The organism is Aeromicrobium sp. SORGH_AS_0981, assembly GCF_031453195.1.
In the GTDB taxonomy this organism is placed as follows: domain Bacteria; phylum Actinomycetota; class Actinomycetes; order Propionibacteriales; family Nocardioidaceae; genus Aeromicrobium.
In genome coordinates this window covers 917,923-936,117 of sequence record NZ_JAVIZD010000001.1, presented here as the reverse complement: position 1 = coordinate 936,117, position 18,195 = coordinate 917,923, and the positions used below count along the sequence as shown (strand labels likewise).

At 72.4% G+C, this 18,195-nt stretch carries 19 protein-coding genes and 1 pseudogene; 13 read left to right on the top strand and 7 right to left on the bottom strand.

All coding sequences use genetic code 11. From position 1 onward, the window contains the following. The first annotated feature begins 48 nt into the window (after positions 1 to 48). Positions 49 to 1,230 (top strand): macrolide family glycosyltransferase, encoded by a 1,182-nt coding sequence (locus QE370_RS04805; RefSeq protein WP_309633625.1) that lies wholly within the window; start codon positions 49 to 51, stop codon positions 1,228 to 1,230. Between the two features lie 40 nt (positions 1,231 to 1,270). Next, positions 1,271 to 2,215 carry a lipid kinase gene (locus QE370_RS04800; RefSeq protein ID WP_309633624.1) on the top strand — a complete coding sequence of 315 codons (945 nt, stop codon included), beginning with the start codon at positions 1,271 to 1,273 and terminating at the stop codon, positions 2,213 to 2,215. A gap of 500 nt (positions 2,216 to 2,715) precedes the next feature. Here the strand turns inward: QE370_RS04800 and QE370_RS04795 are convergent, their stop codons facing one another. Next, positions 2,716 to 3,753 carry an NADP-dependent oxidoreductase gene (locus QE370_RS04795; protein ID WP_309633623.1) on the bottom strand — a complete coding sequence of 346 codons (1,038 nt, stop codon included), beginning with the start codon at positions 3,751 to 3,753 and terminating at the stop codon, positions 2,716 to 2,718. Positions 3,754 to 3,782: 29 nt separating this feature from the next. Next, positions 3,783 to 5,876: an NADPH-dependent 2,4-dienoyl-CoA reductase gene (locus QE370_RS04790; RefSeq protein ID WP_309633622.1), complete on the bottom strand. Its 2,094-nt coding sequence runs from the start codon at positions 5,874 to 5,876 to the stop codon at positions 3,783 to 3,785. 9 nt (positions 5,877 to 5,885) lie between these two features. Here QE370_RS04790 and QE370_RS04785 point away from each other — a divergent pair, with 9 nt between their 5' ends. Next, entirely contained in the window at positions 5,886 to 6,137 is a 252-nt protein-coding gene (locus tag QE370_RS04785; protein WP_253024555.1) for an SCO4848 family membrane protein, read from the top strand. On the opposite strand, the gene QE370_RS04780 is transcribed toward QE370_RS04785, so the two are convergent. Continuing rightward, on the bottom strand, positions 6,085 to 6,630 hold the full coding sequence (locus QE370_RS04780) for a PadR family transcriptional regulator (protein ID WP_253024554.1): 546 nt from the start codon (positions 6,628 to 6,630) through the stop codon (positions 6,085 to 6,087). The two genes, QE370_RS04785 and QE370_RS04780, sit on opposite strands and share 53 nt — an antisense overlap. A gap of 59 nt (positions 6,631 to 6,689) precedes the next feature. Here QE370_RS04780 and QE370_RS04775 point away from each other — a divergent pair, with 59 nt between their 5' ends. The 7 genes and pseudogenes from QE370_RS04775 to QE370_RS04750 all read left to right on the top strand — a co-directional run bounded on the left by QE370_RS04775 (position 6,690) and on the right by QE370_RS04750 (position 11,454). After that, positions 6,690 to 6,974 carry a YciI family protein gene (locus tag QE370_RS04775; protein WP_253024553.1) on the top strand — a complete coding sequence of 95 codons (285 nt, stop codon included), beginning with the start codon at positions 6,690 to 6,692 and terminating at the stop codon, positions 6,972 to 6,974. Positions 6,975 to 7,001: 27 nt separating this feature from the next. After that, positions 7,002 to 7,868: an ABC transporter substrate-binding protein gene (locus tag QE370_RS04770; protein ID WP_253024552.1), complete on the top strand. Its 867-nt coding sequence runs from the start codon at positions 7,002 to 7,004 to the stop codon at positions 7,866 to 7,868. After that, a complete protein-coding gene (locus QE370_RS04765) occupies positions 7,823 to 8,710 on the top strand; it encodes an amino acid ABC transporter permease (protein WP_253024550.1) in 888 nt (295 codons plus the stop codon). Before QE370_RS04770 ends, QE370_RS04765 begins: the two co-directional genes overlap by 46 nt. Continuing rightward, a complete protein-coding gene (locus QE370_RS04760) occupies positions 8,710 to 9,450 on the top strand; it encodes an amino acid ABC transporter ATP-binding protein (protein WP_309633621.1) in 741 nt (246 codons plus the stop codon). The genes QE370_RS04765 and QE370_RS04760 overlap by 1 nt, the downstream gene beginning before the upstream one ends. Positions 9,451 to 9,459: 9 nt before the next feature. Next, entirely contained in the window at positions 9,460 to 10,467 is a 1,008-nt protein-coding gene (locus QE370_RS04755) for an alpha-hydroxy acid oxidase (RefSeq protein WP_309633620.1), read from the top strand. Continuing rightward, positions 10,464 to 10,727: pseudogene (locus QE370_RS18145) on the top strand (adenylate cyclase regulatory domain-containing protein); the annotation flags it as partial. The gene QE370_RS04755 and the pseudogene QE370_RS18145, both read left to right, overlap by 4 nt. Positions 10,728 to 11,100: 373 nt before the next feature. After that, entirely contained in the window at positions 11,101 to 11,454 is a 354-nt protein-coding gene (locus QE370_RS04750; protein ID WP_309633619.1) for an adenylate/guanylate cyclase domain-containing protein, read from the top strand. Here the strand turns inward: QE370_RS04750 and QE370_RS04745 are convergent. Together QE370_RS04745 and QE370_RS04740 are read right to left on the bottom strand one after the other, a co-directional pair. Then, entirely contained in the window at positions 11,432 to 12,565 is a 1,134-nt protein-coding gene (locus tag QE370_RS04745; RefSeq protein ID WP_309633618.1) for an FAD-dependent oxidoreductase, read from the bottom strand. The genes QE370_RS04750 and QE370_RS04745 overlap by 23 nt on opposite strands. Before the next feature lie 37 nt (positions 12,566 to 12,602). Next, entirely contained in the window at positions 12,603 to 13,019 is a 417-nt protein-coding gene (locus QE370_RS04740; RefSeq protein ID WP_289016691.1) for a DUF2000 domain-containing protein, read from the bottom strand. Positions 13,020 to 13,069: 50 nt separating this feature from the next. Here QE370_RS04740 and QE370_RS04735 point away from each other — a divergent pair, with 50 nt between their 5' ends. Further along, a complete protein-coding gene (locus tag QE370_RS04735) occupies positions 13,070 to 13,840 on the top strand; it encodes an AraC family transcriptional regulator (RefSeq protein ID WP_309633617.1) in 771 nt (256 codons plus the stop codon). Between the two features lie 7 nt (positions 13,841 to 13,847). Here QE370_RS04735 and QE370_RS04730 read toward each other — a convergent pair whose 3' ends face one another. Next, positions 13,848 to 14,393: a helix-turn-helix domain-containing protein gene (locus tag QE370_RS04730; RefSeq protein WP_309633616.1), complete on the bottom strand. Its 546-nt coding sequence runs from the start codon at positions 14,391 to 14,393 to the stop codon at positions 13,848 to 13,850. Between the two features lie 69 nt (positions 14,394 to 14,462). Between QE370_RS04730 and QE370_RS04725 the strand changes: the two genes are divergently transcribed. After that, positions 14,463 to 16,076, top strand: a complete 1,614-nt coding sequence (locus tag QE370_RS04725; RefSeq protein WP_309633615.1) for a GMC oxidoreductase — start codon at positions 14,463 to 14,465, stop codon at positions 16,074 to 16,076. Between the two features lie 81 nt (positions 16,077 to 16,157). Here QE370_RS04725 and QE370_RS04720 read toward each other — a convergent pair whose 3' ends face one another. Further along, on the bottom strand, positions 16,158 to 16,946 hold the full coding sequence (locus QE370_RS04720) for an alpha/beta fold hydrolase (RefSeq protein ID WP_253024532.1): 789 nt from the start codon (positions 16,944 to 16,946) through the stop codon (positions 16,158 to 16,160). 97 nt (positions 16,947 to 17,043) lie between these two features. Between QE370_RS04720 and QE370_RS04715 the strand changes: the two genes are divergently transcribed. Next, positions 17,044 to 18,189 carry a CaiB/BaiF CoA-transferase family protein gene (locus QE370_RS04715; protein WP_253024520.1) on the top strand — a complete coding sequence of 382 codons (1,146 nt, stop codon included), beginning with the start codon at positions 17,044 to 17,046 and terminating at the stop codon, positions 18,187 to 18,189. Positions 18,190 to 18,195: the final 6 nt, after the last annotated feature.

The following is an 18,195-nucleotide window of genomic DNA, read 5'->3' as shown; positions in this document are numbered from 1 at the left end:
CTACCGTGACGAAACGAAACGTATCGTTCAGTTTGAGAGGAGCCGGCCATGGCCCACGTCGTGATGGCGAGCATCCCCGCGCCCGGCCACGTCAACCCGCACGCCGAGGTGGTGCGCCGCCTCGTCGAGCGGGGGCACCGCGTGAGCTACGTCCAGGACGCGTCCTGGGCCGCGCAGGTCGAGGCGCTCGGCGCGACCTGCATGCCCTACCCCTCCGTCCTGGCCGACCACGCCTTCGACGACCAGGCCGACGCCGTCGACCACCTCGCCCTCTTCCAGCGCGAGTACGAGGCGATGCTGCCCGCCGTCGAGAGCCTGCTCGACCGCGACCCGGCCGACCTCGTGCTCCACGACATCGCCGGCGTACCCGCACGTCTCCTGGCGGTCGAGCGTGGCGTGCCGGAGCTGCAGCTGTCGCCCACCTACGTCGCCTGGCAGGGCTACGAGGACGACATGGCCGAGTTCCTGGACGGCGTCCGCGCCGACCCCCGGGGTCAGGCGTACCTGGCCGACGCCGCACGGATGCTGGCCGACCACGGCGTCGACGCGGACCCGCTCTTGTGGGTGGCGCACCCGGCGCGCAGCGTCGTGGTCGTGCCGGAGGCCCTGCAGCCGTACGCCGATCGGGTCGACCGTGACGTGTACACGTTCGTCGGTCCGGCCGTCCGGCGCGCCGACCCGACGCTGTGGTCGCCGTCGGACGACCGGCGGCTGGTCCTGGTCTCCCTGGGCAGCGCCTTCACCCGCCAGCCGGCGTTCTACCGCGCCTGCCTCGCCGCGTTCGCCGCCCTGCCCGACACACGGCTCGTGCTCCAGGTGGGTCGCGACGTCACGGTCGAGGAGGTGTCCGGTGGGACGCCCCTTCCCGCTCACGTCGAGGTCCACCCGTGGGTGGCCCAGCGCGAGATGCTCGAGGTCGCCGACGTGTTCGTCACCCACGCCGGCATGGGCGGGTCCAGCGAGGGCCTCGTGACGGGGACGCCGATGATCGCCGTGCCGCAGGCCGTGGACCAGTTCGAGAATGCCGACGCGCTCGTGTCCCTCGGCGTGGCCGTCCGGCTGGACACCGCCGACGCCACCGTCGACGCGCTGCGTGACGCCTACGCGACGGTCACGTCGGAGGAGGTGCGCGCACGGTCGCGCGAGGTCGCCGCGCAGCTGGGCCGGGCGGGTGGCGCCGCGCGTGCCGTGGAGATCGTCGAGGAGATCCTGAGAGGATCCACATCCTGACCTCATCGTCCGCTCATCGACGGTGCCTAGCGTGGAGGTCATGGATCTCAGCACGCTCCTCGCCCGTCCTGACGCCGTCGTCGACCTCGTGGTGAACACGGGGGCCCGGCAGGGGGCGACGGCGCTGGAGCGTGCGACGCGGCTCGTCGGTGACCGCGCCGTCGTGCGCACCCACGCCGTCCACTCCGGCGCAGAGCTGGTGGAGACGCTCGACCGCGTCGCGGCCGACGAGCCGCAGCTGCTCGTGGTCGGCGGCGGTGACGGCACCGTCTCGGCCGCCGCGGCTCGCGTCGCGGGGACGTCGACGGTGCTCGCGGTGCTGCCGCTCGGGACGGCCAACGACTTCGCCCGCACCCTCGAGATCCCCGCCGACGTCGGCGCCGCGGTCGCGTCGGTGCTCGACGGCGAGGTGGTCGACGTCGACCTCGGGCGCGTCGACGGTCGCGCGTTCGTCAACGTCGCGTCCATCGGTCTGTCGGTCGCCGTCACCGAGCGGCTCACCCCGGGCCTGAAGCGTCGTCTGGGACCCGTCGCGTACCCGGTGGCCACGCTCGGCGCGTTCCGCCAGCACCGTGGCTTCGCGGCCCGCCTGGAGTTCCCCGACGGCGACCACGACCCGGTCGAGCTGACCGACCTCCTCCAGCTGGCGGTCGGCAACGGTCGGCACTACGGCGGCGGCAACACCGTCGCGCCGAACGCGTCGCTCGACGACCACCTGCTCGACGTCTACGCCATCGAGCGCGGCCGGCTCGCCGACCACGTGTCGATCGCGCGGCTGCTCAAGAGCGGCCGGTTCGTCGAGCACGAGCGGGTGCACCACCTCACGACCCGCCGGGTGCGGGTGGTCACCGACGAGCCGCTGCCGGTGAACCTCGACGGCGAGATCGCCGCCACCACCCCCGCCGAGGTCACGGTCGAGCGCAACGTCCTGCGCGTCGCCGTCCCCCGCGGCAGCCGCGCCGCCCGCCTCGACGCCGCCGCCTGACCCGCGGAACGTCTCGCTGGTCGAGTAGGCGGAAAGTCTCGCTGGTCGAGTGCCTCCACGAGCGCCAGCGAGGGGAGGTGCTGGAGCCGTCGCAGGAGGGGCGTAGCCGCGACGGAGCGAGACCACTCTGGGCTGTCGCTGGGAGCCGGTTCGCGCTGATCCGTTGCCGGGTGGTCTCGATACGCAGCGACCAGCAGTATCCACCGCTGGTCGAGTGCCTCCACGAGCGCCAGCGAGGGGAGGTGTATCGAGACCACTCTGGGCTGTCGCTGGGAGCCGGTTCGCGCTGATCCGTTGCCGGGTGGTCTCGATACGCAGGGACCTCGCAAGCTCGTCCCTGCTACTCGACCGGCGAGACCCACCGCTGGTCGAGTAGGCCGACCGGCGACGAAGGAGCTCGGTCGGGCGTATCGAGACCACTCTGGGCTTCCGCTGGGGAGCTGACCCGCGCTGGGCAGTTGCCGGGTGGTCTCGATACGCGTCCAGCGGAGGGGGTGGGGTCAGCGGGTGGGGTCGTCGCCGACCTTCACGAGGAGCTTGCCGACGTTGCGGCCGGTGAGGAGGCCGCGGAAGGCGTCGACGGCGTTCCCGAGCCCGTCGACGACGTCCTCGAGGTAGGCGACGTCGCCGTTCGCGACCCACTGGCCCATCTCGCGGGTGAACGCCTCGGTGTGGGTGGGCACGAACTCGTCCTGGATGAAGCCGCGCACCGTCAGGCTCTTCGCCAGCACCGCGCCCATGAACGCCGGGAAGCCGAACGAGGACGCGGCGGGACCGTTGTAGTTCGCCACGAGACCGCACACCGGCACGCGACCGTAGGTGTTCATCCGGCGCAGCACCGCCTCCCCGACCGGGCCCGCGACGTTCTCGAAGTAGACGTCGACGCCGTCGGGGGTGGCTGCCTTCAGGTCGTCGACGAACGTCGGGGAGCGGTGGTCGAGGGCGACGTCGAAGCCGAAGTGCTCGCGCAGCAGGCGCACCTTCTCCTCGCCGCCGGCGATGCCGACGGCCCGCGCGCCCTTCTGCTGGGCGATCTGGCCGACCGCCGAGCCGACCGGTCCGGCGGCCGCGGCGACGACGACGGTCTCGCCCTCGGCGGGCCTGCCGATCTCCAGCAGGCCGGCGTAGGCGGTGAACCCGGGCATGCCGAGCACGCCGAGCGCGGTCGAGACCGGCGCGGTGGAGGGGTCGAGGCGCTTCATCTGCCGTGCGTCGACGACGGCGTGCGTCTGCCAGCCGATGAAGGCGAGGACGACGTCGCCGGGCTTGCGGTTCTCGGCGCGCGACTCGACGACCTCGCACACGGTGCCGCCGAGCACGACGTCGCCGAGCTCGAGGTGGGCGGCGTACGACTTCGCCTGGCTCATCCGGCCACGCATGTACGGGTCGAGCGACAGGTAGATCGAGCGCAGCAGCACCTGGCCGTCCTGCAGCTCGGGCAGGTCGACGGTGACGGTCTCGAAGTCGGAGTCCTGGGGCTCGCCGTCCGGGTAGGCGGCGAGTCGGACCTGGGTGGTCTGTCCGGGGGTGGTGGACATGGTGTTCTCCCTCTCTCGTGGTGCGGGGTTCAGAGGCGCGCGGCCAGCTCGGTGGCCTGCTTGATGGCGCGCTTCGCGTCGAGCTCGGCGGCGACGTCGGCGCCGCCGATCACGTGGGTGGTCACGCCGGCCGCCTCGAGCGGCTCGACGAGGTCGCGCACCGACTCCTGTCCGGTGCACAGGACGATGGTGTCGACCTTGAGCAAGAGCTCCTCGCCGGTCTCGTCCTTCTCGCTCGAGCGGACGGTGACGTGCAGGCCCTCGTGGTCGACGCGGTCGTAGGTGACGCCGCCGACGAAGTCGACGCCGGAGTCCTTGAGCGTCTGGCGGTGCACCCAGCCGGTCGTCTTGCCCAGGCCCTTGCCGTGCGCGCTGTGCTTGCGCTGCAGCAGGTAGACCTGCCGACGCGGAGGCGCCTGCACCTTGGTGGTCAGGCCGCCGCGCGAGCCGCCCTCCACGTGCACGTCGGGATCGGTGACGCCCCAGCGCTCCATCCAGTGCTCGAGCGACTCGTGCGGGTCGTGCAGGAGGAACTCGGCGACGTCGAAGCCGATGCCGCCGGCGCCGAGCACGGCGACGGCCTGTCCGACCTCGGCGCCGCCGCCGACGACCTCGTCGTAGCGCAGCACGGTGGGGCCGACGCCGGAGTCGAGGCCGGGGATCGACGGCACGCGCGGCTCGACGCCGGTCGCGAGCACGACCTCGTCGAAGGGGCGCAGCGACTCGACGTCGGCCCGACGGCCGAGGTGCACGGTCACGCCACGCACCTCGAGCATGCGCGTGTAGTAGCGGAGGGTCTCGGTGAACTCCTCCTTGCCGGGGATGCGCGCGGCGAGCTTGAACTGCCCGCCGATCGTCTCGTCGGCCTCGAACAGCTCGACCGTGTGACCGCGGCCGGCCAGCTCGACGGCGGCCGCCAGTCCCGCGGGTCCGGCGCCGACGACGGCCACGCGCTTGGCGCGCTGCGTCGGGAGCAGCACCAGCTCGGTCTCGTGCCCGGCGCGCGGGTTGAGCATGCAGCTGGCGCGCTGGTTCTTGAACGTGTGGTCGAGGCAGGCCTGGTTGCACGCGATGCAGGTGATGATCTCGTCGCTGCGCCGCTCGGCGGCCTTCGCGACGAAGTCGGGGTCGGCGAGCAGCGGCCGGGCCATCGAGACGAGGTCGGCCTGGCCGGAGGCGACGATGCCCTCCGCGACCTCGGGGGTGTTGATGCGGTTGGAGGCGACGACCGGCACGGGAGTGCCGTTCTCGTGCAGGGCCTCGCGCAGCCGCGCGGTGTACGACACGAACGCCGCGCGCGGCACCGACGTGACGATGGTGGGCACCCGCGCCTCGTGCCAGCCGATGCCGGTGTTGATGATCGAGACGCCCGCCTGCTGCAGCGTGAGCGCGAGCTCGACGGTCTCGTCCCACGACTGCGCGTCGTCGACGAGGTCGAGCAGGCTCTGGCGGTACATGACGATGAAGTCCTCGTCGACCAGCTCGCGCGTGCGCCGCACGATCTCCAGGGGGAACCGCATCCGCTTCTCGGCGGTGCCGCCCCACGCGTCGTCGCGGGTGTTCGTGCGGGCCGTGATCATCTGGTTGATGAGGTAGCCCTCGGAGCCCATGATCTCGACGCCGTCGTACCCGCCGCGCTTCGCCAGGGCCGCGGCCTTCGCGAAGTCGGTGGCGGTGCGGTCGATCTCCCTCGCGGAGAACGCGCGCGGCCGGAACGGGCTGATCGGGCTCTTGCGCCGCGACGCGCTCTTCACGAACGGGTGGTAGCCGTACCGACCGGCGTGCAGGATCTGCATCGCGATCTTGCCGTCGTGCTCGTGCACGGCGTCGGTGACCACACGGTGCGCGTCGGCGAACGAGCGGTTGTTCATGGTGCCGCCGAACGGCAGCAGCCAGCCGGTGCGGTTGGGCGAGAAGCCGCCGGTGACCGACAGGGCGACGCCGCCCTTGGCGCGCTCGGCGAAGTAGGCGGCGAGCTTCGGCAGGTCCTTGCGCCGGTCCTCGAGCTTGCTGTGGATCGAGCCCATGACCACCCGGTTGCGCAGCGTCGTGTGACCGAGGTCGAGCGGCGTCAGCAGGTGCGGGTAGTCCGGGTGGTCGGGCTGGGTGAACGGGCTGCTCATACTGGTCCTGTGATCTCGAGAGTCTCGGCGTGGGTGCTGGTCGTGGCGGGCGTGTTCAACGTGGTCATCTGGCCGCGGTTCGCGAAGGCGATCGTCGACGACGACCGGGCGTGGTCGGGCGAGGCGTGGAGCAGCGCCCCGACGTCGTTCCTGTGGGTGCACGCCGTGCTCATCGCCACGGCGATGACGCTCGGGATCTGCGTCCTCGTCATCGGGGTGCGCGCCCTTCGAGGCGCTCGAGGATCTCGTCGCACCAGCTGAGCGCCGTCTGCTCGCCGATGATGCCGCCCCGCAGCACGAGCCAGGGGCCGACGTCGGCGGGGTCGAGCGAGTCGGGGTCGGGGTAGAAGCGCTCGGCGCTCGTCTCGTAGTAGGCGAGCCGCTCGGCGTGGTGGGCCCGCTTGCGGCGCACGTCGGCGAGGATCGCCTCGCGGTCGCCGTGCTCGAGCGCGCGCAGCTTCACGGCGAAGCTGGAGCGCAGCGGCTCGGGTGCCGACGGCTCGGTCGTGAACCGCGCCAGCTCGGAGCGACCGGCGTCGGTCAGGGCGTAGACCTTCTTGTCGGGCCGACCGTCCTGGGTCACGGTCTGCGACGTCACGAGCGCGTCGGCCTCCATGCGACCGAGCACCTTGTAGATCTGCTGGTGGCTGGCCTTCCAGAAGTTGCCGATGGAGGCGTCGAAGCGGCGGGCGAGCTCGTAGCCCGTGCCGGAGCGCTCCGCGAGGGACACGAGGATCGCGTGCTCCAGGGCCATGCGTCCGAGGGTACATATGCAACCAGTTGCACAGCAACTGTGGCGCCTACGCTGACGTCATGTCGATCTTCGCCGTGACCTACACCTACGGAGCCCCCGAGGACCAGCTCGCGACGCTGCGCGCCGAGCACCGGGACTACCTCGCCCACCTGCCCGAGCTGCTCGTGAGCGGTCCGGCGTCGAGCAGCCGCGAGGCGCTGCTCGTCTTCCGCGCCGACACGCGCGAGCAGGTCGAGTCGCTCGTGGCTGCCGACCCGTTCGTGTCCGCCGGCTTCGTCGCCGAGCACGTGGTGCGCGACTGGAAGCCGATCCTCGGTCCACTGAGCGGGCACTTCGACTCCTGACAGGAGGCGCGCCGTACGCTTTCCGGCATGCGCCTGACCCCCCTCGCGGCCGCTGCTGCCACGCTCGCCCTGGCCACCGCCTGCGCCCCCGCCGACGAGTCGCCCTCGTCCGACAGCTCCTCCTCGGTCTCCCTCGACCAGTGCAAGCCCGCCGACCTGGACCTCTACAAGGCCGGCACGCTGACCATCGCGACCGACTCGCCGGCCTACGAGCCGTGGTTCACCGACGACGACCCGACGAACGGCAAGGGCTACGAGGGTGCCGTCGCCCGCGCGGTGGCCGAGAAGCTCGGCTTCGCGCCCGAGAAGGTCACCTGGGTCACCCAGGGATTCAACGAGGCGATCAAGCCCGGCGCGAAGTCGTTCGACTTCGACATCAACCAGTTCTCCATCACGAGCGAGCGCGAGAAGGTCGTCGACTTCTCCAGCCCGTACTACAAGGCCAAGCAGGGTGTCATCACCCTCGCCGACTCCAAGTACGCCGACGTCACGAGCCTCGCGGGCCTCAAGGACGCCAAGGTCGGTGCGCAGGTCGGCACCACGTCGCTGGAGGCCACGCAGCAGCTCGGGCTCACGACCGACCCGCTCGTCTACGACGACACCACGAAGGCCGCCCAGGCCCTGCAGAACGGGCAGGTCGACGCGATCATCGCCGACGTGCCGTCGGCCTTCTACCTCGTCGCCGCCGAGCTCGACGGCGCGAAGCTCGTCGGGCAGTTCGAGCCGCGCACGGGTGAGTCCGAGGAGTTCGGCCTGCTGCTCGACAAGGACTCGGCGCTCACCCCGTGCGTGAGCGCCGCCGTCGACGCGCTGAAGGACGACGGCACGCTCGAGAAGCTGCAGCAGCAGTGGCTGTCGGACGCCGTCGACGTGCCCGAGCTGAGCCAGTCCTGAGCACCCACCAGCCGAGCGAGCGCCAGCAGGCCCGGGAGCGGTACCGCCGCTCCCGGGCGCTGCGGCGCGGGTCGGTCGCCGCGGTCTCGACGGTCGTGGTCCTCGGCCTGCTCCTGCTCGGCGTCGTCAGCTCACCCGGCTGGGACCGGGTCCAGCGCACCTTCTTCGACTGGCAGGACGCGAAGGACTCGGTCGGCCCGATCACCGAGGCGTTCTGGCTGAACGTCCGGTTGTTCGTCGTGTGCGAGGTGTTCATCCTCGTCGTCGCGCTGGTGGTCGCGGTGGTCCGCGTGGTGCCGTCGCCGGCGATGGCGCCGCTGCGGCTGCTGGCGACGATCTACACCGACGTCTTCCGCGGCACGCCGACGCTGCTCGTCGTCCTGCTGGTCGGGTTCGGCGTCCCGGCCCTCGACCTCGCGGGTGCCCCGACCAGCCTGTTCTGGCTCGGCGTCATCGCCCTGACCCTCAGCTACGGCGCGTACGTCGCCGAGGTGATCCGCGCCGGCATCCTGTCCGTGCACCCCACGCAGTGGGCCAGCGGACGCGCGCTCGGCCTGTCGTACGGACGCACCCTGCGCCACGTGGTGCTCCCGCAGGCCCTGCGCCGGGTGACGCCACCGCTGCTCAACGACTTCGTGTCGCTGCAGAAGGACACCGCGCTGCTCTCGGTCATCGGCCTGGTCGAGGCGCTGCGGCAGGCCAACATCATCTCCAACCGCGACTTCGTGTTCACGCCGCTCGTGGTCGCCGCGGTCCTGTTCATCGCCGCGACCATCGTGCTGGCCCGGCTGGCGGACTGGCTGACCGTCCGCAGCATGCGCCGCGAGGCAGGAGGGCTCTGATGCTGAGGATCGAGCAGCTGCGCAAGAGCTACCACGGCACCGAGGTGCTGCGCGGCATCGACCTCACGGTCGAGCCGGGCCAGGTGGTCTGCCTCATCGGCGCCTCCGGCAGCGGCAAGTCGACGCTGCTGCGCTGCCTCAACCTGCTGGAGACCGTCGACGACGGCACGGTCTGGCTGGCCGACGAGTCGGGCGCCGAGCAGGACGTGACCGACCCCCGGGTCGACGTCGACGCCGTGCGACGTCGCGTGGGCATCGTGTTCCAGGCCTACAACCTCTTCCCGCACCTGAGCGTGCTGCAGAACCTCGTGCTCGCGCCGACCCGTGCGGCGGGGGTCTCGCGGCAGGCCGCGCGCGAGCGGGCGCTCGTGCTCCTGGAGCGGGTGGGCCTGGCCGACAAGGCCGGCGCGTACCCCGACGCACTGTCCGGCGGCCAGCAGCAGCGGGTCGCGCTCGCCCGTGCGCTCGCGATGGACCCGGAGGTGCTGCTCCTCGACGAGATCACGTCGGCCCTCGACCCGTTGCTGGTGGGCGAGGTGCTCGACGTCGTCAAGGGCCTGCGCGCCGACGGCATCGCGGTCGTCATGGCGACGCACGAGATGGCGTTCGCCCGCGAGGCCAGCGACGTCGTCGCCTTCCTCGCCGACGGGGAGATCGTCGAGATCGGGCCGCCGGAGCAGCTGTTCGACGCCCCGCAGGACCCGCGCACCGCAGCCTTCCTGGCGCGGTTCCGCGACTAGCCTGACGGCATGGACGACCTCGAGGACCTGCTCGGCGCGGGCGCGTACGGCTACTTCGCGGGAGGTGCGGGCGACGAGCTGACCCTGCGCGCCAACGAGACCAGCTGGAGCGACGTGCGGCTCGCGCCGAAGGTGCTGGTCGACGTCGGCGAGAGGGATCTGTCGGTCGAGCTGCTCGGCCGACGTCGCGCCCACCCGCTCGTCGTCGCCCCGATGGCCTACCAGCGGCACGCGCACGAGGACGCAGAGCGCGGCACCGCCGAGGCCGCCGCGGCGACCGGGTCGACCTTCGTGCTGTCGTCGCAGACCACGACGGCGCCGCGCGACGTGGCCGAGGTGGCGGGCCCCGACCGCTGGTTCCAGCTGTACGTGTTCAAGGACCGGCAGGTCTCGCTCGACCTCGTCGCCGAGGCGCGGGAGTCCGGCTACGAGGCGCTCGTGCTCACCGTCGACTTCCCGGTGGCCGGCTGGCGCGAGCGCGACAAGCGCACCGGGTTCAGCATCACCCACCCGATCGCGCTCAACCCGGGCGGGACCCCGCTGACGACCGAGCAGATCTTCGCCATGCACGACCCCACGCTCACCTGGGACGACGTGCACGCCTTCGCCGAGGCGGCCGGCATGCCGCTGCTGCTCAAGGGCATCCTGCGCCCCGACGACGCGGAGCGGGCCGTCGACGTCGGCGCGGCGGGCGTGATCGTGTCGAACCACGGCGGCCGACAGCTCGACACCGTGCTCACCGGGGCCGAGGCGCTGCCGCCGGTCGTCGACGCGGTGGCCGGCCGGGCCGCGGTGCTCGTGGACGGCGGGATCCGTCGCGGGTGGGACGTCGCCAAGGCCCTGTGCCTCGGTGCCGACGCGGCCCTCGTCGGGCGTCCCGTCCTGTGGGGTCTCGCGCGCGACGGTCGCGCGGGCGCCCAGGCGGTGCTGGAGCAGCTGGTCGCCGAGCTCGACTCCACCCTCGCCCTGCTCGGCTGCCCCAGGGCCGTCGATCTGGACCTATCCTTCCTGGCATGAACGAGCACGCGGAACAGTCCGCGTTCGACCCGAGCCTGCTCATCGACGTCGCCGGCGAGTACCTCTTCGACAGCGCCCCGACGCTCACCCAGCGGGAGGTCGCCGACCGGGCCGGCATGGACCTCGACCTCGCCAACAGCCTGTGGCGCTACCTCGGCTTCCCCGAGGTCGAGGACGACCGTGTTGCCTTCACCGAGGCCGACGTCGAGGCGCTGCGGGTGACGAAACGGCTGATCGACCTCGGCGTGCTCGAGGAGGACCGGCTCCCGCAGTTCGTGCGCTCCCTGGGCCGGACGTTCGCCCGGCTCGCCGACTGGCAGACCAGGCTGCTGCTCGGCGTGCTGCAGACCGCCGAGGACGGCGAGCAGCCGCCGCTCGACGTGCTCGCCGAGGTGATCCCGATGGTCGAGGAGGTGCAGGGATACGTCTGGCGTCGTCACCTGCTCGCCACGGCGTCGCGGATCGCCCTGCGCGACGTGCGCTCGGAGACGGAGCGCCAGCTCGTGGTCGGCTTCGTCGACATCGTCGGCTACACGTCGCGCAGCCGGCAGATGAGCCCCCGCGCGCTGGGCGCCATGGTCGAGTGGTTCGAGCGGGTCGTCACCGAGCTGGTCGTGCAGCACGGCGCGGCAGGTGATCAAGACGATCGGCGACGAGGCGTTGTTCACCGTGGACGACCCGACGGAGGGGGCCCTCCTCGCGCTCGAGCTCGTGGAGCGGGCCGAGGCCGACGAGCAGTTCCCCGACGTCCGCGTCGGCCTCGCCCACGGCCCGGTGCTCGCGCGCCTGGGCGACGTGTTCGGCTCGACGGTCAACATCGCGGCGCGCCTGACCTCCGTGGCGCGCCCCGCCCGCGTGCTCGTCGACGCCGACCTGGCCGAGCTGCTCGACCACGACGAGTTCCGCCTCCGGCGCACGCGGCGGGTGTCGGTGAAGGGCTACGAGCACCTCGAGCCGTGGTCGCTCAAGCGTCAGCGCGAGCGCTGAGCGTCCGCACCACTGCACTCGCAGCGATCCTCCCGGCGCGGTTGGCGCCGATCGTGGACGCCGAGGGTCCGTAGCCCACCAGCTGCACCCGAGGGTCGGCGACGGACGTCGTCGACGTCGCGAGCGTGGCGCCCAGCTGGATGCCGCCGCGGGGCGAGCGCAGGTGCAGCGGTGCGAGGTGGTCGACGTCGGGCCGGAAGCCGGTGGCCCACAGCACGACGTCGACGCGCTCGAACCGTTCCATCTGCCGCCCACGGCCCGGCACCCCCGCCGGGGCGCCCCGCCGCCCACGGCCCGGCACCCCCGCCGGGGAGCCGCCCCACACCGCGCCGTCGGCGACGAGCCGGTCGAACATCGGCAGCCGCTCGTAGGCGCCGAGCCGCTCGGCCTCCCGCTCCTGCTCGCGCAGCATCAGGCCGGTCACGCTCACCACGCTGCGCGGCGGCAGCCCCGCCCGCACCCGCTCCTCGACCCGGGCCACCGCCTCGCGGCCGGCCTCCGGGTCGAACGGCTCGGTGCGCCACACGGGCTCGCGTCGGGTCGCCCAGAGGGTGTCCGTGATCGGACGCAGCGCGCCGAGGAACTGGACCGCCGACGCGCCGCCGCCGACGACGAGCACCCGCTTCCCGCGGAAGTGCTCGGGCCCGGGGTAGTCGACGGTGTGCAGCTGCTCGCCGCGGAACAGCTCCTGGCCGGGGTAGCGCGGCACGAACGGGCGACGCCAGGTGCCCGTGGCGTTCACCAGGGTCGGGGTGCGCCACGTCCGCTCGCCGGCACGAACCACCAGGAGCTCGTCGTCGGAGTCGACCCGGTCGACCGCCACCGGTCGCTCGACCGGCAGGTGGTGCTCGCGCTCGTAGGCCGCGAAGTACGCGGGGACGAACACGTTGGCCCTCTCGTGCCCCTCGGCCGGTGGGCGCGGGGCGTCGGGCAGGTCGGCCACCCCGTGCACGTCGGCCATCGTCAGCGCGTCCCACCGGTGCTGCCAGGCTCCGCCCGGTGCGTCGTCGGCGTCGAGGACCACGTGCTCGACGCCCCGTCGGGCCAGGTGGTACGACGCCGAGAGCCCCGCCTGACCGGCACCGATGACCACGCTCTGCAGGACGTCCACGTCGTCGGCAACGTCGTGCGCCCTGCGCGTATGCCCGTCAGTCGTGCAGCCGCGTGCCCTTCAGGGCCTTGTCGACGGGGTTCTTCGGACCGTGCACCGCGATGCCGACGAGGTCGAGCTCGGCGGTCGGCACGGCAGCCACCGTCGCGCGGTTGGCGGCGTCGTGACCGGTCGAGAACATGTCGTGGGTGTAGACGGCCAGCGGCATGCCCCGGGTCACGACCTTCGCGTGCACGCGCGCGAGGGTCGCGGCGTCGGCGCTGAGCACGACGACCGGCTGACGCAGCAGCGGGAGGTAGCGCTGGCCGTCGGCGTCCTCGTACGGCTCGCCGAGCAGCTCGGGGTTCGCGGCGATGCCGCTCACGAGGAACGCGGTCACGTTGAGCTCCTGCCAGGGCAGGAGGTCGTCCCGCAGGACGACGGCGATCTTGGTGTCGAAGCGGATCTCTTCCATGACCGACACGATGTGCCTTGCGATGACCTCCCGTCTTGTACGTTCCGAGCATGGTCGAGAGGGTGCGGGCGTGGGCGCCTGACGTGCCGCTCGTGCGCGAGGTCTTCCACGCGACGATGACCGGCCACGCGTACCCCGCGCACACCCACGACACGTGGACGGTGCTGCTGGTCGACGAGGGGTGCGTGACCTACGACCTCGACCGCCACCCCCGCACGTCCCCCCAGCGACGGGTCAGCCTGCTGCCCCCGCACGTCGCCCACGACGGCAGGTCGGCGCGCGCCGGTCTGGGGTTCCGCAAGCGGGTGCTCTACCTCGAGGCCGACTGGCTGCCACCGACCATGACCGGTCGCGCCGTCGACCAGCCCGTCGTGCCGCGGGCGCGGGGGCTGGTGGAGGAGCTGCACGCCGTGCTCGACGGACCTGCTGACGCGTGGCAGTCCGAGTCGTTGCTGCTGGGGCTGCGCGACGTCGTCCTGCGCCACGACGCGGGTGCCGACGCCTCGGACGCGCCGGCCGCGAGGGCGCTGCGTGACCTGCTCGACGCGCACGTCACCGACGGCCTGAGCCTCGAGGAGGCGGGTCGTCTGCTCGGTCGCTCGCCGGCCCACCTGGCGCGCACCTTCACGCAGACGTACGGCATCGCGCCGCACCGCTACCTCGTCGGTCGGCGGGTCGACACGGCCCGACGGCTCCTGCTGCGCGGGACCTCCGTGTCCGAGACGGCCGTCGAGGCGGGGTTCTGGGACCAGGCGCACCTGACGCGGCACTTCCGCCGCACGGTCGGCACGACCCCGGCCCGGTTCGCGTCGGGTACCTGAGCCTGAGCTAGGACGTCACGGCCTGGAGCGAGCGGGCGAGGTCCGCCCGCACGACCTCCGCGGGGCGCGTGTCGTCGATGGCGGTGAGGCACAGGGCCCGGATGCATCGGGCGAGCCAGTCGACGTCGTGCGTGGGGCGCAGCTCTCCCGAGGTGCGTCGTTCCTCGAGCAGTCGCGCGATGGGCTCGCCCGGCACGATCAGCCGGGCCAGCTCGTGCAGCTGTCGGTGGCCGGCGTCGAGCAGCTCGCGGTGCTGGCGGGCGACGTCGACGACGTCGGCCGCGAGCCGGTCGAACGCGTCGGCGAGCGGGAGTCCCTCGAAGGTCTCGAGCAGGCGGGCCACGACGAGCGGGCCGAGGTCGCGCGCGAGGGCGTCGAGCACGTGCTCTCGGTCGGGGAAGTGGCGGTAGAGCGTGGGCCGGGTGACGCCGGCGGTGCGGGCGAGGTCGGTCATGGACAGGTCGCCGTGCTCGAGGAGCAGCCGGCCGGCGGCGTCGAGGATGGCGCGACGGTTGCGCACGGCGTCGGCGCGCTGCGCTGTCCCGTGCGTCATCCCACCATGCTAGACGGCGGTGCGCCAGGGGTTGACCACTCAAACGAGACAGGTGTAAACCTTCGTTGCATGTCTGCCGAGAGCCAGAGCCCGTCGTCCGTCGCCTCCCGTCGCACCGTCCTCGCCGCGGGAGGGATGGCGGCCGTCGCAGCGACGATCGGGGCCAGCGCCCGCCCGGCGTCGGCGAGGGTTCGCCTGACCCGTGAGCAGCGGCGCGTCGTGATCATCGGCTCGGGCTTCGGTGGAGCGGTCACCGCGCTGCGCCTCACGCAGGCCGGTGTTCCCGTCACGCTGCTGGAGCAGGGCCGCCGCTGGCCCAGCGGACCGAACAGCGACACCTTCCCGACGGTCAAGACGATCGACCAGCGCGCCCTCTTCTACGGGTCCGCGCCGCGGCTCTTCGGTCGCCCCGTGTCGCTCGCGCCCTACGCCGGCCTGTTCAACACGCTCCTCGGACCGACGATGTCGATCATGAGCGGGGTCGGCTACGGCGGTGGCTCGCTGACGTACCAGGGCATGTCGCTGCAGCCCTCCCGGGCGGTGTTCGAGCACGAGTTCCCGGCCGCGCTCGACTACGACGAGATGGTCGGGCACTACGCCACGGTCGCCCGGATGCTGCGTCTGCAGACCGCGCCCGACGGCATCGTCGACAGCCCGAACTACGCGACCTCGCGGGAGTTCAAGCGTCGGGCGGAGGCCGCCGGCTTCGACGTCGAGCGCATCCCGATGCCGGTGGACTGGAGCTTCGCCCTGCGTGAGCTGCGGGGTGAGATGAAGCCGTCCTACACCAATGGCGACTGCGCCTTCGGGGTCAACAACGGCGGCAAGCAGTCGCTCGACGTCACCTACCTCAAGGCCGCCGAGGCGACGGGTCTGCTGGAGGTGCGGCTGCTGCACCGCGTGGACGCGGTGTCGCGCACGTCGACCGGTGCCTGGCAGGTGGAGCTGACCCGGACGGACGAGCGGGGCACCCCGCTCGAGCAGCAGGTCATCACGACCCCGACCCTGGTCATGGGTGCGGGCAGCGGTGGCACCAGCCGCATGCTGGTGCGGGCCAAGGCCACTGGTCGCATCCCGGACCTGCCGGACGCCACCGGCCACGGCTTCGGCACGAACGCCGACCGCATCTACGTGTGGACCAGCCTGCTCGGCTCCTTCCCGACGCCGCAGGGCGGACCGGTGGTCTTCGGCAGCAAGGCCTGGTCCGACCCCGCCACGGCGAACACGGTCATCCAGGCGTCGCTGCCGCCGATCGGGATCGCGGGGCTCGACCTCGACCTGCGCAGCACGATGATGGTCGCCTACGGCGTCAGCCGGGAGCGCGGGCGCTTCGTCTACAACGCGCTCACGGACGACGCGACCCTGTCGTGGCGCTACGAGGGCGACCGGGAGCTGCAGACGCGGACGATCGCCCCGCGGGTCGCGGCCATCGCCGGCCTCGACACCCTGCTGGTCGACACGAACGCCCTCGTCCCCTCGACCTGGCACCCCATGGGCGGCATGAACATGGGTGACGCCTGCGACCACGAGGGTCGGGTGAAGGGTCAGAAGGGCCTCTACGTCCTCGACGGCGCGCTGCTGCCCGGCTCGGCCGCGGCCTGCAACCCGTCGATGACCATCGCGGCCGTCGCCGAGCGCGCGCTGAGCCGCATCGTCCGCGACGACGTCGGGACCATCATCTGAGGAACGTGCCGCCGTTTCGGAACGTCATCGCCCATTCCTGGGCGAGGAACGGGCGATGGTGTTCCGAATCGTGGGGAGTGCTCAGACCGCGGTCTCGCGGATGAGCCGCAGGACGCGCTCGGGGTCGTCGGCCATGGGGACGTGCCCGCTGCCGGGCAGGGGCTCGTGGCGGGCCTGCGGGAGGCGCTGGCGGGCGACCTTCGACTGCGCGTAGGGCAGGATGCGGTCACGGGTGCCCCAGGCGATCGTCGCGGGGACGGGCACCTGGCTGTCGAAGCGGTAGATCACGCCCTCCTTCGCCGTCCGCTCGAAGGCGGTGGCGTGCTTGAGCGCGAGGGAGTCGCCGTAGGTGTGCTCGGCGTCGTGGCGCTCGGGGTGGGCGTAGAGGATCCAGCCGATGGCACGGCGACCGCGCAGGTCGGCGGCGAGGCGCTGCAGGAGGCGCTTCGGCGTGACCATCGCCGAGAGCCGCATGAGGAACAGGGGCAGCAGGGCCTGGAAGCGGTTGATCGGTCCGAAGAAGCCGGCGGGGCTGAGCGCGGTAGCCGACGCCACCAGCCCGCGCGCGCCGAGCTCGAGGGCGATCGCCCCGCCGAGGGAGTTGCCGGCGACGTGCGGCTTGGTCACGCCCCACCGCTCGAACTGGGTCAGCAGGTGGTCGCACGCGTTGTCCATCGAGTACCGGACGCCACCGGCGAAGGCGGGCGACTCCCCGAACCCGGACAGGTCGGGGGCGATGACGTCGTAGTCGCGGGCGAGCTCCTCGATCACCGGGTCCCAGGCCTGGCGACGGTGGCCGATGCCGTGCAGGAGGACGAGCGGAGGGGCACCGGGGGTGCCGCGGCGGGTGTAGGCGAGGTCGGGGTGCACGGGGAGATGCTGCCACATACCGGCGGTATCCGAACAGGGTGAGGGTCAGCACAGAGGGCGCTCGACATCGTGACAGTACAACTGTCACAATGGTGGTGTGACGATCAACCCTGGACCCCTGAACGGCGTACGCGTCGTCGAGATGGTCGGCATCGGGCCCGGGCCGTTCGCGGCCATGATGCTCGCCGACCTCGGCGCCGACGTGGTGCGCGTCCACCGGCCCGGCGGGGGTGGCCTGCAGGTCACGCGCCCCGAGCAGGACCTGCTCGGCCGCGGTCGACCGTCGGTCGCCCTCGACCTGAAGGACCCGCGCGGCGTCGAGACCGTGCTGCGGCTCGTCGAGCAGGCCGACGTGCTGCTCGAGGGCTTCCGCCCGGGCGTCACCGAGCGTCTCGGCATCGGCCCGGACGACTGCCTCGCCCGCAACCCCGCGCTCGTCTACGGCCGGATGACCGGGTGGGGCCAGGACGGCCCGTTGAGCCAGACGGCCGGGCACGACATGAACTACATCGCCGTCGCCGGTGCGCTCGACCCGCTCGGTCGACGACCCGACGACGCTCCTGCCTTCCCGATGAACCTGCTGGGCGACTTCGGCGGCGGCTCGCTCTACCTGGTGGCCGGCGTGCTCGCGGCGCTGCTGCACGCCCGCGCGTCGGGCGAGGGCCAGGTCGTCGACGCCGCCATCACCGACGGCACCGCCCACCTCCTGACCATGGCCGTGACGATGCAGCAGGCCGGCATCTGGGACGGCCGACGCGGCACGAACCTGCTCGGCGGAGCCGCCCCGTTCTACGACGTCTTCCGGACGTCGGACGGTCGCTGGATGTCGGTCGGCCCGCTCGAGCCGCAGTTCTTCGCCGCGTTCGTCGAGCTGGTCGGGGGCGACCTGCCCGGCCAGTACGACCTGCAGGACTGGGGCACGCTGCGCGGCGAGCTGGAGCGCCGGTTCGCGTCGCGCACGCAGGCCGAGTGGACCGACGTCTTCGACGGCTCCGACGCCTGCGTGCACCCCGTGCTCCCGCTGACCGAGGCGTACGAGCACCCCCACAACGTCGCCCGCGGCACCTACGTGGAGCACCACGGCACCACGCAGCCCGCGCCGGCCCCGCGCTTCTCGCGCACCGCACCTCACCTCACGACCCCGCCCGTCGGGCCGGGCGCCAACACCCGTGAGGCACTGACCGCCTGGGGCATCGACGACGTCGAGACCCTCATCGCCGACGGCGTCGCCGTCCAGGCCTAGGAAGGA

Bases quoted from the DNA above. Each gene is read 5' to 3' on its own strand.
- QE370_RS04805 (WP_309633625.1), top strand. From the start codon at position 49: ATGGCCCACGTCGTGATGGCGAGCATCCCCGCGCCCGGCCACGTCAAC.
- QE370_RS04800 (WP_309633624.1), top strand. From the start codon at position 1,271: ATGGATCTCAGCACGCTCCTCGCCCGTCCTGACGCCGTCGTCGACCTC.
- QE370_RS04795 (WP_309633623.1), bottom strand. From the start codon at position 3,753: ATGTCCACCACCCCCGGACAGACCACCCAGGTCCGACTCGCCGCCTAC.
- QE370_RS04790 (WP_309633622.1), bottom strand. From the start codon at position 5,876: ATGAGCAGCCCGTTCACCCAGCCCGACCACCCGGACTACCCGCACCTG.
- QE370_RS04780 (WP_253024554.1), bottom strand. From the start codon at position 6,630: ATGGCCCTGGAGCACGCGATCCTCGTGTCCCTCGCGGAGCGCTCCGGC.
- QE370_RS04775 (WP_253024553.1), top strand. From the start codon at position 6,690: ATGTCGATCTTCGCCGTGACCTACACCTACGGAGCCCCCGAGGACCAG.
- QE370_RS04770 (WP_253024552.1), top strand. From the start codon at position 7,002: ATGCGCCTGACCCCCCTCGCGGCCGCTGCTGCCACGCTCGCCCTGGCC.
- QE370_RS04760 (WP_309633621.1), top strand. From the start codon at position 8,710: ATGCTGAGGATCGAGCAGCTGCGCAAGAGCTACCACGGCACCGAGGTG.
- QE370_RS04755 (WP_309633620.1), top strand. From the start codon at position 9,460: ATGGACGACCTCGAGGACCTGCTCGGCGCGGGCGCGTACGGCTACTTC.
- QE370_RS04740 (WP_289016691.1), bottom strand. From the start codon at position 13,019: ATGGAAGAGATCCGCTTCGACACCAAGATCGCCGTCGTCCTGCGGGAC.
- QE370_RS04735 (WP_309633617.1), top strand. From the start codon at position 13,070: ATGGTCGAGAGGGTGCGGGCGTGGGCGCCTGACGTGCCGCTCGTGCGC.
- QE370_RS04730 (WP_309633616.1), bottom strand. From the start codon at position 14,393: ATGACGCACGGGACAGCGCAGCGCGCCGACGCCGTGCGCAACCGTCGC.
- QE370_RS04725 (WP_309633615.1), top strand. From the start codon at position 14,463: ATGTCTGCCGAGAGCCAGAGCCCGTCGTCCGTCGCCTCCCGTCGCACC.